This is a genomic window from Novosphingobium sp. CCH12-A3, from assembly GCF_001556015.1.
GTDB classification, from domain to species: Bacteria; Pseudomonadota; Alphaproteobacteria; order Sphingomonadales; family Sphingomonadaceae; genus Novosphingobium; species Novosphingobium subterraneum.
In genome coordinates this window covers 34,432-48,653 of record NZ_LSIA01000153.1, presented here as the reverse complement: position 1 = coordinate 48,653, position 14,222 = coordinate 34,432, and the positions used below count along the sequence as shown (strand labels likewise).

Annotated in this window: 9 protein-coding genes and 1 tRNA gene; 6 read left to right on the top strand and 4 right to left on the bottom strand. The window is 65.3% G+C overall.

The window, feature by feature from the left end:
• The 5 genes from AX703_RS27935 to AX703_RS12130 all read left to right on the top strand — a co-directional run.
• Positions 1–4,268: hypothetical protein (locus tag AX703_RS27935; RefSeq protein WP_197423698.1), on the top strand; the 4,268-nt coding region annotated here is incomplete at its 5' end.
• Positions 4,269–4,449: 181 nt separating this feature from the next.
• Positions 4,450–5,295 carry an SH3 domain-containing protein gene (locus AX703_RS12145; RefSeq protein ID WP_231735513.1) on the top strand — a complete coding sequence of 282 codons (846 nt, stop codon included), beginning with the start codon at positions 4,450–4,452 and terminating at the stop codon, positions 5,293–5,295.
• Between the two features lie 99 nt (positions 5,296–5,394).
• Entirely contained in the window at positions 5,395–6,081 is a 687-nt protein-coding gene (locus AX703_RS12140) for a response regulator transcription factor (protein WP_062344365.1), read from the top strand.
• Complete coding sequence (locus AX703_RS12135; protein WP_062344356.1) at positions 6,078–7,424, top strand: HAMP domain-containing sensor histidine kinase; 1,347 nt, start codon at positions 6,078–6,080, stop codon at positions 7,422–7,424. Before AX703_RS12140 ends, AX703_RS12135 begins: the two co-directional genes overlap by 4 nt.
• Entirely contained in the window at positions 7,421–8,008 is a 588-nt protein-coding gene (locus AX703_RS12130; protein ID WP_062344354.1) for a hypothetical protein, read from the top strand. The genes AX703_RS12135 and AX703_RS12130 overlap by 4 nt, the downstream gene beginning before the upstream one ends.
• 23 nt (positions 8,009–8,031) lie before the next feature.
• Here the strand turns inward: AX703_RS12130 and AX703_RS12125 are convergent.
• The 4 genes from AX703_RS12125 to AX703_RS12110 all read right to left on the bottom strand — a co-directional run bounded on the left by AX703_RS12125 (position 8,032) and on the right by AX703_RS12110 (position 12,016).
• Positions 8,032–8,105 (bottom strand) — tRNA-Cys (locus tag AX703_RS12125).
• A gap of 75 nt (positions 8,106–8,180) precedes the next feature.
• Entirely contained in the window at positions 8,181–9,569 is a 1,389-nt protein-coding gene (locus AX703_RS12120) for an RNB domain-containing ribonuclease (protein ID WP_062344353.1), read from the bottom strand.
• Between the two features lie 287 nt (positions 9,570–9,856).
• Positions 9,857–10,675 carry a crotonase/enoyl-CoA hydratase family protein gene (locus AX703_RS12115; RefSeq protein ID WP_062344351.1) on the bottom strand — a complete coding sequence of 273 codons (819 nt, stop codon included), beginning with the start codon at positions 10,673–10,675 and terminating at the stop codon, positions 9,857–9,859.
• Positions 10,676–10,816: 141 nt separating this feature from the next.
• A complete protein-coding gene (locus AX703_RS12110; protein WP_062344363.1) occupies positions 10,817–12,016 on the bottom strand; it encodes an LL-diaminopimelate aminotransferase in 1,200 nt (399 codons plus the stop codon).
• Between the two features lie 194 nt (positions 12,017–12,210).
• Between AX703_RS12110 and AX703_RS12105 the strand changes: the two genes are divergently transcribed.
• On the top strand, positions 12,211–14,091 hold the full coding sequence (locus tag AX703_RS12105) for an alpha/beta hydrolase (protein ID WP_062344349.1): 1,881 nt from the start codon (positions 12,211–12,213) through the stop codon (positions 14,089–14,091).
• Positions 14,092–14,222 lie beyond the last annotated feature (131 nt).

Below are 14,222 nucleotides of genomic sequence, written 5' to 3'. Positions count from 1 at the left end.
CTCCGGCACCGGCGCCCACACCAGCTACCGAACCGCAAGTCGCCGCGATCAGCGAAGGCGGCCCGGTTGCCGCTGCCGAAAACGGCGTGCCCGTGATCCTCGGCGAAGCGCTCGCAGCCGCTGGCGCCTCGGGCGATATCGTCTCCTCAGGCCAGCGCATCGAAGCGGCTGTGGCCAATCCCAGCCTCGAAACCTTCCCGTCCAGCGATCTTGCCGCCCTCGTCGCCTATGCCGCCCGGCTCGAGAGCCTCTACGGTGGCCAGCCGTTCAATCAGGCCCAGGCCGACGTGATCCGCGCCTACCTGAACTACCTCGCCAGCGGCCAGACCCAGGCGCAGTTCCTCACCGTATATGCCGGGCTGATGGTGCAGTTCCTCGATCTCGTCCGTTCGGGCGCGGCGCCGTCCTCGTTCAGCGGCACTTCGCTGGCGGACATCAACGCCTTCATCTCCTACCGCTCGCGCACCGATGGCTTTGCCGCGCTGTCGAGCCAGAACCGCGTGCTGGTCGATGCCTATCTCGCCTTCGTGCTGGGTGGTGGCAATGCCGACCAGTTCGTGTCGCGTTACACCTCGCTGACCAGCGCCTACTTCGCCTATATCCGCACAGGCGGCGATCCGCTGGCGTTTGCCGGCGCGACCCAGGCGACGATCAACGCCTATATCGGCTTCCTCAACGATTCCGGCCTGCTCGTCCGTCTTGCCGAAAGCGACCGCGCGCTGCTTCAGGCCTATCTCGCCAATGGCGGCACCACGTTCATCGCGCAGTACCGCACCGCGCTGACCACCTATTTCGCCTACCTCCAGAGCGGCCAGCTGCCGAGCGCCTACGAAGGCACCGATCCTGCCGCGCTGCGCCAGTACCTCGAAACCCTGCAGGCGACCGGCCTGTTCGAACAGGTCCTGGGCGCGCAGGCGACGTTTTACGCGCAGTATCTCGCCTATCTGAAGGATGGTGGCACCATCGACGGCTGGCAGGGCCTGCCCGCCAATGTCTTCGCCGGCTATGCATCCGCGCTCGCCAGCTATCAGGCCTACCTTGCCGCAGGCGGCGTGCCGTCGGCCTACACCGCGCTCGATCCCGCCGTGCTGCGCCAGTACCTCGATGCCCTCGCCGCAGCGGGCGCGCTGGACCGTTTCCTCGGCGCACAGGCCACGTTCTATGCGCAGTACCTCGCCTACCTCACCAGTGGCGGGTCCATCGACGGCTGGCAGGGCCTGCCGTTCAACGTCTTCACCGGCTACGCCACGGCGCTGCAGGCCTATTACGAATTTCTCCAGAACGGCGGGTTGCCCTCTGCCTACACCGCACTGACGCAGGACGAGATCCGCCAGTATCTCGCCGCGCTTTCCGCCGTCGGCGCGAACGAGGTGTTCCTCGGCCAGCTCGCCAGCTTCTACTCGGCCTTCTTCACCTATCTTGCCAATGGTGGAAACCCGGACCTCTATACCGGCCTGCCGACCCCGCCGAACTACGAAGCCTTCGCCGATGCGCTCGCGGCCTATGTCGCCTACCTGCAGGCAGGCGGCGTGCCGAGCGCCTATACCGGGGCCGACCTTGCCCTGCTGCAGCAGTACATCAAGGCGCTGATCGACAGCGGCAAGCTTGCGACGCTGCTCGGCGCGCAGGCCGAATTCCTTACCGCCTACTACGCCTTCCTCACCGGCGGCGGCACGCCCGATGGCTACACCGCGCTGCCGGTCTACGCGACCTACGTCACCGCGCTCGAAGCCTACTACGCCTTCCTCGCAAACGGCGGGAAGCCATCGGAATATACCCTGCTCACGCAGGCGCAGATCCTCGCCTATCTCAAGGCGCTGACCGATGCCGGCGTGCTCGCCGCGCTGTTTGATGGCGCGACGCTGGCCTTCGTCGAAAGCTACTACGTCTATCTCGCAGGCGGTGGAAATCCGGACCTGTTCTCGGGGCTTCCTGGTTCGAGTGGCGGCACCGGGGGCGGAACCGGCGGCACGCGCCTCACCACCTACACCGGCGGCTTTCCGTCGAATGCCTCGGGTTCAAAGGCGCTTGCCGGGCACAACGGCAATATCCAGCCTGCCAACTCCACCCCCACGATCAACGCTGCCGGGGAGCTTGAAACCGCAGGCGACATCGCCACGCTTGGAGCCAAGGTCACCGATGTTGCGGGTGATGCCAGCGCCATCGTCGGGCGCTACTATGATGGCATCGCCCGCTTCAAGAACAGCCAGTTCGGCTTCGGCACCAACAACGGCATGCCCTATGTCGTGCTCGCGCCCAAGGGCGGCACGCTGCCGGTTTCGGGCACGGTCGATTACAAGGTTCTGGCGGCAACCCGCCCGGTCTATTCCGACGGTCGCACCGCGCCGGGCACTTTCGATGCTGCGCTGACCATCGGCTTTTCCACCAACAACCGCAATCTCACCTACCGCACGCTCGGCACGATCGTCATGCCCGAATCCGGCGGCGACGTGACCTACACCTTCAGCACGCCGAACTATGCCAATGGCCAAATGCAGGAGGTGATCTACGACAGCCTCGGCAACTACTTCTTCGGCAACAGCATGACCGGCAACGGTCAGGGCTGCGTGTCGGGCGGGACAGGTTGCAACATCACCCTCTATGGCGATTTTGCCGGACAGGATCAGGTCAACCGGCTCGGCCTGATGTACCAGACCTACGGCGGCAGCTTCAGCGCGGGCCGCATCCAGGGCGCGGTGATCTTCGGCAAGGACGGCACGCTTCCGGGCGGGACTACCGGTGGCGGAACCGGCGGCGGCGTGCTGACCGGGTACACCGGCGGCTTCAACGGCACCTCGCCGCGCATCAACTTCATCACCACCTTGCGCCTGCCGGATGGTCGCCTGATCACCGGCAGCGAGCTGGGCTTCAGTGCCACAGCCTATACGCTCGATGCCAACGGCGGGCTGCAAAGCTACACCCGCCCGGCCAACATCACGCGCACGCCCGGCACGATGACGGTCAGCGATGTTGCTGGTGATGCTGATATCGTGCTCGGGCGCTGGTCCAATGGCACCAATACCGGAGCAAATCCCTTCACTCTCAACGCCAACCAGGGGCTGCATTATTTCGCCGCGCGGGCCTTGCCGACAAACTTCACGGCGCCGACGACGGGCATCGTCAGCTATGCTCTCTATGCTGCGACCAAGCCAACATGGATCGACGGATCAAGCGCGCCGGGCACGTTCACCGGCAGCTTCAAGGTCAATTTCGGGCGTACCCTGCCGATAGTGGCGATGGAAGCGCGTATCGTCATGCCCGGCGGCAGTCTCAATGGTGCCGATTACGTCTATAACATCGCCACCACGGGCGGTCTTGCCGACATCTCGCAGTCGACAACGCAGTTCCAGCTCTATTCCAACGGGACCTTCGGCTTCGTCGCGCCCGGGGACGACGGATCGAGCCGCTGCACGAATTTCTGCACCGTGGCCGTCAACGGCAGCTTTGCCGGATCGGCAGACAAGGCGGCAATCACCTACGCCGCGCTGACGCCGGGCGGCGACAGCAAGTACATCATCGGCTCTGCTGCCTTCAAGGCCAGCGGCACCGTCGCCTCGTCCGGCTCGCCCACGATCAGCTTCGCGCCAACTGCGGTTCTGCAAAACGGCGGCACCAACGCGTCCTCGTCCGCCGAAGTCACGGTCTCGCCGGACGGCACGATCAGTCGGGTCAAGCTGACGCCGAACTCCAACATCCTCTATGGCACCTCCTCGGTGCTCAAGGAACACGGCCGGATCGATGATACAGTGGCCTGGACGCGCTGGGACGATACCGCGAACAATGCCTCGACCAATCCTCAGGTTCATATCGTCACCGGAACCGCAGCAGCCAACCTCCCGGTAAGCGGGACGGTAAACTACGCCGTCGTCGGCTCGACCGCCCCGACCAACTTCAACGGGGCGGACGGCAATTCGGGAACGGCATCGGGCACGCTCGCCGTCCAGTTCGGCACGCAGGCCAAGGTCGGCTTCAACCTCAACGTCGCCACCGGTAACCGGGGCTGGACCGTGGCAACGCCGGGCGGATCGGCAGACCCTGGCAACGGCGGCCTCGTTGTCGGCGGCGACATGCGCTTCGGTTCGGGCTCGGTTGCCATCGCGGCGGCAAACGCCAACAGCTGCATCGGTTCTTGCACCGCAAGCGTGGTGGGCGCGCTCTATGGCAACGCCGCCAGCCACGTCGGCCTTGGCTATCAGATCAGCGATTTTGCCCCGACTGGCGCGTTCACCGTCAACGGCGTGCTTGTCTTCGGCAAGGTTGCTCCTTGAACGGCAATTGCCGCGAAGATTAACGGCAATTGTCACGAGAGTGACGGGACAGTTGTGTGGGAGTCAGGGGGGAGTTGCCGCAGAGTTACCCCAGAGTTGGAAAGGGGCCGCACGGGGGTGCAGCCCCCCTTCTAGGGGAAGACCGATGCTTCGCAGGACCTTGACTTTCGCCGTGCTTTCAATGGTTTCGACTGCTGCCCTGGCTGCCGACAAGGAGCCGCCCGTCACCCTCACCAAGTGCGACAAGAGCTATGGCTCGGTCGCGCTGGTCGATGGCGATACGCAAGGCTGGACCAAGTACGGCCTGTCCTCCCCGCGCGAGCTGATCGCCGCCATGGCCCGCGAATCCGGCTGCTTTTCGCTGCACGATCCGGCCAGCGGCAAGCCTGCCACGTTCCTGATGAACGTCATCGCTGGCGACAAGGAAGAAGTCGACCAAGCCATTGAAAAGGCTAAGGGCGTTGCGATGGAAGGCCTCGTCCGCTCGGGCGCGGCAAGCGGCATGATGCGCAGCATTCCAGGCGCCGGCTCGATGCTCGGCATGTTCGGCGGCTTCGGCGGCAAGAAGAAAGTGGTGGCCGCCGGCATCCGCCTGATCAGCCCGGCCAATGGCCAGACCGTCGCCTCCGGCTCTGGCGAGGTCAAGAAGACCACGATTTCCTTCGGAAATGGCGGCGGGACCATCGGCGCGGTGGCCAGCGGTGCGACCGGTGCGGCCTATGCCGGAAGCAAGGACGGGCAGATGCTGATCGAGGCTTTCGTCAAGGCTTTCAACGGCTTGTCGGGCCAGGGGCCTGCGCTTGCTTCGCTCGCTCCGGCCGCCACACCGGCACCGGCAGCACCTGCAAACGCCACGACCGCAATCGACACCAAGATGTTCACCGCGGCCGATCTCAAGTCCGCAGCTCTTCGTACCGTGCGCGCCGGGACCGCTCTCACACCCACCGGTCAGCGGCAAGGTCTGTTCATCGAGGTCCAGGACAGCTTCGGCACCAAGGGCTGGGTCTCGGTCGAGGACATGCGCTGAAACGCCCGCCAAACGAAGGGTTGCAAGGCCACCGTCCGGCGTGAAATGATCGCGCCGGACGGTTCGGCCAGGGGAAATGCCGGATCGGGGGCAGCGAAGATGGGCAATCTCAACATCCTCTACGTGGAAGACGATCCACGCGCCGCGCAGGCCGTGCAGGAGCTGGTGCTGGCCGATGGCGACCGGATGGCATGGGAGCAGACCGGCACGGCAGGCCTGCAGCGCGCCGGGGCCGAGGACTTCGACGTGATCATCCTTGACCGCATGCTGCCCGATCTCGACGGCCTGACCATCGTTTCGCGCCTGCGCTCAGCCGGGGTGGGCACGCCAGTGCTGATGCTTTCGGCGCTGGGTCGCAGCGAAAACCGCATCGAAGGGCTGGAAGCGGGCGTCGACGATTATCTTGCCAAACCTTACGAGCCGCAGGAGCTGGTAGCGCGGCTGCGCGCGCTGCACCGCCGCGCAGCGGGTGCGGTTCACGGCGCAGTGATCATCTACGGCGCGTTCGAATGCCACGTGAAGGCGCGGACTGCATTCCGTTCGGGCAAGCACATTGCGCTTTCGCCCCGCGAGTTCGCGCTGTTTCGCTATTTCATGGAAAACGCGGGCGAAACGGTGACGCGCGAAATGCTGCTGCGCGACGTATGGAACATGAACTTCGATCCCCAGACCAATGTCGTCGACGTCAACATCGGCCGCATGCGCCGCAAGCTCGAGGACGGTTTCGCCGCGCCTGCGCTCGAGACGATCTGGGGCGCGGGCTATCGGCTGACGAGAGGCGAATGAAGCCAGCGCGCGTCCGGGCACGGTCGATCTTCGGCCAGCTGACGACAGCCTCGATACTGATCGCGGTCATCGCCGTGGGCGTGCTGTTCGCAGTCACCACGATCACCGTGCAGCGCCAGACACGGGCCTCGCTTTCGGCCACCGTCTCGACCGACCTCGCCGGCCTGATCGACATATACGCAACGGCCGGGCGCGAGGAACTGCTGCGCCGGGTGGCCGACCGGCAGGCCGTGGTCAGTCTTGAAGGGCGGCGTTCGCATTACATGGTTGCCGATGGTGCGGGGCGGCTGCTGGCGGGCGACGTGCGCCGCTGGCCGCAGATCAACTCCGCGCGCTCCGAAGAGGGGTTCGTGACGCTGGCCGATGGCACCGAGGTCTATGCGCAAGGAGCCAGGCTTGCCCCGGACCTGCAATTGCTGGCAGCGCGCGAATATGACCGCGACCGCTCTGCGCTGGCGGTTCTTTCGGCGGCGTTCCTGGCGGTTGGCGCGGCGATTGTCGGCGCGGTGGCCTTCGTTGCGTGGATCACCGCCAGGCATCTTGCCCGCCGCATGGATGCCGTGAACGCCGCGCTGGGTGCGGCGGCTGATGGACGTGCCGCGAGCTTTCCCGCCCGTCAGCGCGGCGGGGACGAGATCGACGAGGTGGCGGGGCACGGCGCACGCCTGCTGGCCCGGCAAGCGCAGTTGCTCAAGGCCTACAAGCAGGTTTCAGAGCATGTCGCGCACGAGGTGCGGACGCCGCTCATGCACCTCGACAATCGGCTGGGTGCAGCGATGCAGGCTCGCCCCGAGAATGCTGGCGGCCCGATCGGCCAATCGCGCGAGGACATCCGTGCGATCCTGTCGATGCTTGATTCGCTACTCGACATCGCCTCTGCCGAAAGTCGCCGGGGCGATCTGGCAGGGCTTGCCGAGATCGACATGACGGCGCTGGCGGAGAGCCTTGCCGACCTTTACGAAGGCAGCGCGGAGGATGCCGGGCTGACGCTGGAAGCCGCTATCGCCCCGGGCGTGACCATGCTGGGCGAGCGCATGCAGATCACCCGGCTGCTTTCGAACCTGCTCGACAACGCGATCAAGTACGTGCCCGAAGGAGGGCACGTGCGCCTGATCCTCCGTCCGGGGCCAAGCGTGACCGTCGAGGACGACGGCCCCGGGATTCCGCGCGACCAGCGCGACCGGGTATTCGAACGCTTCTCCCGTGCGACCGCGCCCGGCGACAAGCCCGGCCACGGCCTTGGTCTCGCCCTCTCGCGCGCGATCGCCGAACGCCACGGCCTTGTCCTGAGGCTGGGCGACGCCCCGCGCGGCGCGCAGTTCATTCTGGAGCCTGCCCCATGAAACCCTTTGCCCTGACTGTCCTTGCCTGCGTCGCCGCGCTGGGCGGGTGTGCTGCCAAGACGCAGAGTGCCGACCGCGAGGTGCCAGTGAGGGTGGTATTGACCAATTCCTCAGGGCCGACCGAAGCCGTCGCTACACTTCTGGCCGAGGCGGACAGTTCGCAGGGCGATCCGCAGAAGTTGGGCATGATCCTTGCCGCGCTAGACTCCTTCGGAGCCCGCGCGATGCCCGGGGAGCCCGATCCGGTGGCCAACTGGCGCGCAAGGGCCGTGATGCCCGATACGCCGCCTTATCGCGGGCGCGTGCTGGGGCCGGCATACAAGGCGGGCATGCTCAACCCGGGCGCAACCGTACGCCTGCCGCAGTTGTTCGATGGGGGACGATCCGCCCGTGTTTCCGTGGCGACGCCCGGACAGGCCGCGCTCGATTTCACGGTACTGGACGGTGAGGCCAGGCCAGTCTACCCGCCCGCCAAGGCACGGACCCGCGAATGCATGTGGACACCGCTGTTCAGCGGACGCTTCGAGATCGTGCTGACGAATCCGTCCAGCAACGCCGCGGGCTATTACCTGGTGATAGACTGAAGAAGCGGCAGCCCTGGCAAGTGTGGAGGCCCGAGCCGGAATCGAACCGGCGTAAACGGATTTGCAATCCGGTGCGTAACCACTCCGCCATCGGGCCTCGATCGCAGGAGCTGCGTGGTTCGGCGCGGTTAGCCGGAAGATCGCGTTGCCGCAAGCGGTTCTTGTGCAGGGGTCAGCTTACCGGCGCGAACTGGACGCGGCGCTGCTTGCTGTCGATACCGGTAAGGCTCAGGTCCACGCGCTGGCCGGGCGCGGCGCCAGCAATGCGGGCGCGGGCCACTACGGGCATGTCGAGCAGCTGCACGCGCGCCGAATCGCCGTCCGTATCGGTCACGCAGGCGCGGAAAGTCTCACCCTCGCGCCCCTGAAGCATGACTGTCTCGGCAAGGTCGATGACTGCGCGTTCGATCTGGCCGGAGAGCGCTTCGGCCTTGGCCATGACCGCGGGGAGGCGCTGGAACGCAGCTTCGACTTCCGGCGCGACGGGCTTGCCGTTGGCGATGGCAAGCACGGCGCGAATCACGTAGCGGTCAGCGAGGCGGCGCAAGGGCGCAGTCGCGTGGGCGTAAGTGGCGGAGATGGCTTCGTGCCATGGCGTGACACCGGGTATCCACGGGGCATAGCCAGCGCCGCCACCTGCGCGCCGCACCGCGAGCATGAATGCGGCGTGGTCGGGATTGCGCTGGTCGAGCGTGCGTTCGAGGGCCTTGAGGTCGACATGTTCCGGCCAGTGGAGGCCAAGACCGGCCGCCGTGCTGCGCAGACGCGCCATTGCCGCTGCGGTCGGGCCGGCCATTACGCGGAACAGGCCGGTTCCCGCTTGCTGCAACGCATCGGCAATGGCGAGGTTTGCGGCAAGCGAAAGCGTGGCGTTGGCCCGTTCCGAAGCAAGCAGGGGGCGGAAGGACAGGGCGTAGCGTCCGCCCCCGAGCGCTTCGACTTCCTGCTCCGGCGGATCGACGCGGGCGGCGCCGCGCGCAGCTTCGGCGGCGGTCATGCGTTCGGCAAAGCGGGCGAAGTCGGCAGGGAGCTGGTCAGGGCGGACGCTGTCGTAGGCGAGCTTGGCCTGGCTGCGGATCATAGCGCGGCGGGCGGCATCGAGCCGCGCCTGGCCATCAGGCGCAAGGCGAACAGTGAACACGACCGCCGGGCGCGGGCCATCGGGGAGGAGGCTCGCGGCACGTTCGGCCAGGGCAGGCGGGTAGAGTCCCGCCTTGCCATCGGGAAGATACTGCGTTTCGCCGCGCTTCCACGCCTCAGCGTCGACCGGATCGCCATCGACCACGAACCAGGCCACGTCGGCAATGGCGTAGTGGAGGATCAGGTCGTTGCCGGATGCTTCGATATGGAAGGCCTGATCAAGATCGGTGGACGTTGCCGGATCGAGCGTGACGAAAGGCTCGTCGGTGCGATCCTCGTGCTCTTGCCCCGGTGCCCTTGCCGCCGCCAGGGCGGCCGCAGCGAGGACTTCGGGCGGGAAGCCTTCGGGCACCTGGAACTGCTGGCGGATGGCGGCGAGACCGGAGGCAAGAGCACCGGACGGATCATGGATGGCCTTCATCCTACGAGACCTAGGCGGCGTGGACAAATTCCACAACGCCACGGTTGCCCTGTAAAAGGCCTTGGCGAGGCGCGAGGACGCAGGAAGAGTGGGTCTCTTTCAAGGCCGAGCAACGCTGCCAAGGCCTTTTACAGGGCAACCCCTGCGGGGCTGGACCAAAAACCGCCATTTCGGCGTCGGCTCGTTGCGCAATATTCCCGATATTGCGCCTCCTCGCCTCCTTGAACTGGCGGTTTTTGCCTCCAGCCGTGGCGCTGTGGAATTTGTCCACGCCGCCTAGCAGGCTGTTACGGATCGACAAATTCTCCGGCGCGCTTTTCCATGCCCGCACGCACGGCTTCCAGCTGATTCTTCGAGTACATCAGCTCGTGCTGTGCCACCGATTCGGCCATCAGCACTTCGTCCACGGTCATGTCGGGCGTGCGGTTGGACAGCAGCTTGGCGCCGCGCACGGCAGTGGGGCTTTTCGATGCGATCGTGCGGGCAAGAGCCATGGCATCGGCCAGCGGGTCGGCGCTGACATGGGTGGCAAAGCCGAATTGCACAGCTTCCTCGCCGCTGAATTCGCGGTGGGTGTAGGTCAGTTCACGCAGGACATCGTCGCGCACGTTGCCGCGCCACAGGGCGTATCCGGCCATGTCGGGGACGAGGCCCCACTTCACTTCCATCACCGCCAACCGCGCATCGGGCGCGATGAAGCGGATGTCCGCACCGCTCGCCACCTGCAGGCCGCCGCCGAAGCATACGCCGTGGACAGCCGCGACCACCGGCATCGGCAGCTTGCGCCAGACCATGGCTGCCTGCTGGGCGCGGTTGGCGTTGCCGTGGGTACGGGCAGTGAGACCACCGCCCTCGCCATCGTCCTTCCATCGGCTGGTGTTGCCCATGCTGGAAAGATCGAGCCCCGCACAGAACGATCGACCTGCGCCAGAAAGCACCACCGCGCGCACGCCGCGCTCATGGCCGAGATGGTGCCCGGCTGCGATGATCGCTTCGAACATGGCATCGTCGAGCGCGTTCATCTTGTCGGCGCGATCAAGCAGCACGTGGGCGACGTGATCCTCGATGGTGACGGTGACGCGGTCGTGGAAGTTCATTGCTGGCATCCGTTTTCTGGTTCGTCGGGGCCAAGGTGCCCGAGCGCTCGCTCCCGGTCCAGCTTCCTGATTTGACGGATCGCGCGAAACGGCAACGGCCCCCTCCGCAAAGGCGGAGAGGGCCGCGTCGTCATCCTGATCAATCGCGCGTCAGGCAGCCGAGGAATTGACGCCCATCGACTGCAGGTAGCGCTTGATGTTACGCGCGGCCTGGCGGAGGCGCTGTTCGTTCTCGACCATGGCGATGCGCACGAAGCCCTCGCCATCCTCGCCGTAGCCGACGCCCGGGGCGACCGCGACTTCGGCGTGGGTGAGCAGTTGCTTCGAGAATTCGAGGCTGCCGAGATGCTTGAGCGCGGGCGGCAGCGGGGCCCAGGCGAACATCGAGGCCTTGGGGCTGGGAATTTCCCACCCGGCGCGGCCAAAGGCTTCGACCATCACGTCGCGGCGCTTCTGGTATAGCTCGCGGTTCTTGACGACGATGTCCTGCGGACCGTTCAGCGCGGCGCAGGTCGCGGCCTGGATCGGCGTGAAGGCGCCGTAATCAAGATAGGACTTCACGCGCTTGAGCGCGGCGATCAGGCGGGCGTTGCCCACGGCAAAGCCGACGCGCCAGCCGGCCATCGAGAAGGTCTTGGACATCGAGGTGAATTCCACCGCCACGTCCTTTGCGCCCGGCACTTCGAGGATCGAGCGGGTCGGATTGCCGTCGTAGTAAAGCTCGGAATAGGCGAGATCGGACAGGATCCAGACCTTGTTTTCCTTCGCCCAGGCGACGAGGCGTTCATAGAAGGCAAGGTCGACCGTCTCGGCCGTCGGGTTCGACGGGTAGTTGACGATCAGGATCGACGGGCGCGGCACCGAGTACTTCATCGCGCGATCGAGCGAATCCCAATAGCGCTCGTCCGGCGTCGTCGGCACGGAACGGATGGTGGCCCCGGCAATGATGAAGCCGAAGGTGTGGATCGGATAGCTCGGGTTCGGCGCGAGCACGACATCGCCGGGCGCGGTGATGGCGGTGGCAAGGCTGGCGAGGCCCTCCTTCGAGCCCATCGTCATCACCACTTCAGTCTCGGGGTCGAGATCGACGTTGAAGCGGCGGCCGTAGTAGTTGGCCTGCGCCTTGCGCACGCCCGGAATGCCGGACGAGGCCGAATAGCCATGGGCGTCGGGCTTGCGCGCCACTTCGCACAGCTTCTCGATCACGTGGTCGGGCGGGGGGAGATCGGGGTTGCCCATGCCGAGGTCGATGATGTCCCTACCGGCGGCGCGCGCGGCGGCCCGCATGCCGTTGACTTCGGCAATGACGTAGGGCGGCAGGCGCTTCATGCGGTAGAATTCTTCATCCACGGTTGAATACTCGTCGAAAAGGCGCGGCAGGATCGCCGCAGCGCAGCCCTTACGCCAATTGCCCAGTTGTGGAAACCTTGCTGTCGATGGAAGCATGATCGTGATCGGCGGATGCATCTGCAGGCTAACAAGCTGTCACACGGCGTGTATAGACTGCTGAGACAAGGCCATGACGTAACGGCAGGGAACGGAAGATGACGAACAAGAACCTGGGTGATTCGCCACCGGATTCAGTCGTGTTCGAAGACCTGTTCCGCCAGCAAGGCGAAGCGATGCGCGCGATGTTCGCGCCGTTGGTGCCCGGAGCCGAAGTCGTAACCACCGATCCTGCCGATCTTCAGCACTGGGCGATGTCGGCGGCCAAGCTGCAGAAAATGTGGCTCGATTTCAGTGCGGAGCAGGCCGGTCAGGTCGAACCGATGCTCGGCCGGCTGGGCGACATCGGCAAGTGGACGCAGACGTTCATGGCCATGGCCGGGCAATTGCCCATCGCGCACGCGGAAACACAGGCGAAGCTGTGGAACGAAAGCGTGGCGCTGTGGTCCTCGGTCATGGGACAGTTCGTCTCGGCCGGAACCGGCAATGCCGCGCCCCCTCAGCTGCCGCGGCAGGACCGGCGGTTCAAGGACAAGCGCTGGCACGAACAGCCCGCTTTCGCGCTGATCCACCAGACCTATCTGCTCCTGTCGGAAAAGGTGCAGCAGATGGCCGACGAGGCCCAAGGGCTCAGCCCCGAGCGCAAGGAGCAGTTGCGCTTTGCCACCAAGGTGGTGACCGATGCGCTTTCGCCGGCCAACTTCCCGCTGACCAATCCGGTGGTGATCGAGCGGACGATGGAGACCAAGGGCGAGAACCTGGTCAAGGGTGTCGAACACCTGCTCGACGACTTGCGCAAGGGGCAGCTCACCCACACCGATCCCGATGCGTTCGAACTGGGCCGCAATATCGCGGTCACGCCGGGCAAGGTGGTGCATGAAACGCCGCTGTTCCAACTTATTCAATACACGCCGACGACCGACGAGGTGTTCGAGACGCCGCTTCTGATCTTCCCGCCGTGGATCAACCGCTTCTACATTCTCGACCTCAACCCGCAGAAGAGCTTCATCCGCTGGGCCGTGGCGCAGGGGCTGACGGTGTTCGTGGTGTCCTGGAAGTCGGCCGATGCTTCCATGGCCGATGTGGTTTGGGACGATTACGTTCGCGCCCAGATCGAGGCGATCGATCATGTGCGCGAGCGGCTCAAGGTTCCGGCGGTCCACACCATCGGCTATTGCGTGGCCGGCACCACGCTGGCGGCGACGCTGGCCGTGCTGGCCCGCAGGGGCGAGGCTGACAAGGTTGCCAGCGCCACGTTCTTTACCGCGCAGGTCGATTTCGAGGACGCAGGCGAGCTCAAGAACTTCATCGACGACGGGCAGTTGAAGATGCTGCAAAGCCTGTCCACCGACGGGTACCTCGATGGGCGCTACATGGCGGCCACGTTCAACGCGCTGCGCGGCACGGACCTGATCTGGAACTACGTCGTCAACAACTACCTGCTGGGCGAGGACTATCCGGCGTTCGATCTGCTGCACTGGAACGGAGATACGACCAACCTGCCCTCGCGGTGGCATCAGGCCTATCTTTGCGACCTCTATCGCGACAACCGCCTGATCATTCCGGATGCAATGGTGGTCGATGATACGCCGGTCGATCTGCGCCGCATTGCAACGCCCTGCTATATCCAGGCGGGCCGCGAGGATCATATTGCGCCGCCGAACAGCGTGTGGAAACTGACGCGCCATCTATCTGGAAAGTGGAAGTTCGTGCTGGCCGGTTCGGGACACATTGCCGGGGTGGTGAACCCGCCGGAAGCGGGCAAGTACCAGTATTGGCTCAATCCCAATGATCCAGCGAGCTTGGAGGAGTTCGTGGCCGGCGCCACGGAGACCAAGGGCAGCTGGTGGCCGGACTGGATCGAGTGGATGGCCGAACAGGCACCCAAGCGCGTGGCCGCCAAGGGCAAGCGCATTCCGGGTGGCAAGGGCGACCGGGTTATCGAGGATGCGCCGGGACGCTATGTCCGCAGCCGCTGAGCGTTAAAGGCGCGCGGCATTGGTAATTGGTCCAATACGGAATTTGTGCACCGCACAATTTTCTTGACATTTTGCGGTCGACTCCTATTTTGTGCAGTGCAGCAAGAGACGGTTCAACCCGTCCCGTGCGC

What these genes read in the sequence shown, in the direction of transcription:
- AX703_RS12140 (WP_062344365.1), top strand. Translation starts at nt 5,395, where the DNA reads ATGGGCAATCTCAACATCCTCTACGTGGAAGACGATCCACGCGCCGCG.
- AX703_RS12130 (WP_062344354.1), top strand. Translation starts at nt 7,421, where the DNA reads ATGAAACCCTTTGCCCTGACTGTCCTTGCCTGCGTCGCCGCGCTGGGC.
- AX703_RS12145 (WP_231735513.1), top strand. Translation starts at nt 4,450, where the DNA reads ATGGTTTCGACTGCTGCCCTGGCTGCCGACAAGGAGCCGCCCGTCACC.
- AX703_RS12105 (WP_062344349.1), top strand. Translation starts at nt 12,211, where the DNA reads ATGACGAACAAGAACCTGGGTGATTCGCCACCGGATTCAGTCGTGTTC.
- AX703_RS12120 (WP_062344353.1), bottom strand. Translation starts at nt 9,569, where the DNA reads ATGAAGGCCATCCATGATCCGTCCGGTGCTCTTGCCTCCGGTCTCGCC.
- AX703_RS12135 (WP_062344356.1), top strand. Translation starts at nt 6,078, where the DNA reads ATGAAGCCAGCGCGCGTCCGGGCACGGTCGATCTTCGGCCAGCTGACG.
- AX703_RS12115 (WP_062344351.1), bottom strand. Translation starts at nt 10,675, where the DNA reads ATGCCAGCAATGAACTTCCACGACCGCGTCACCGTCACCATCGAGGAT.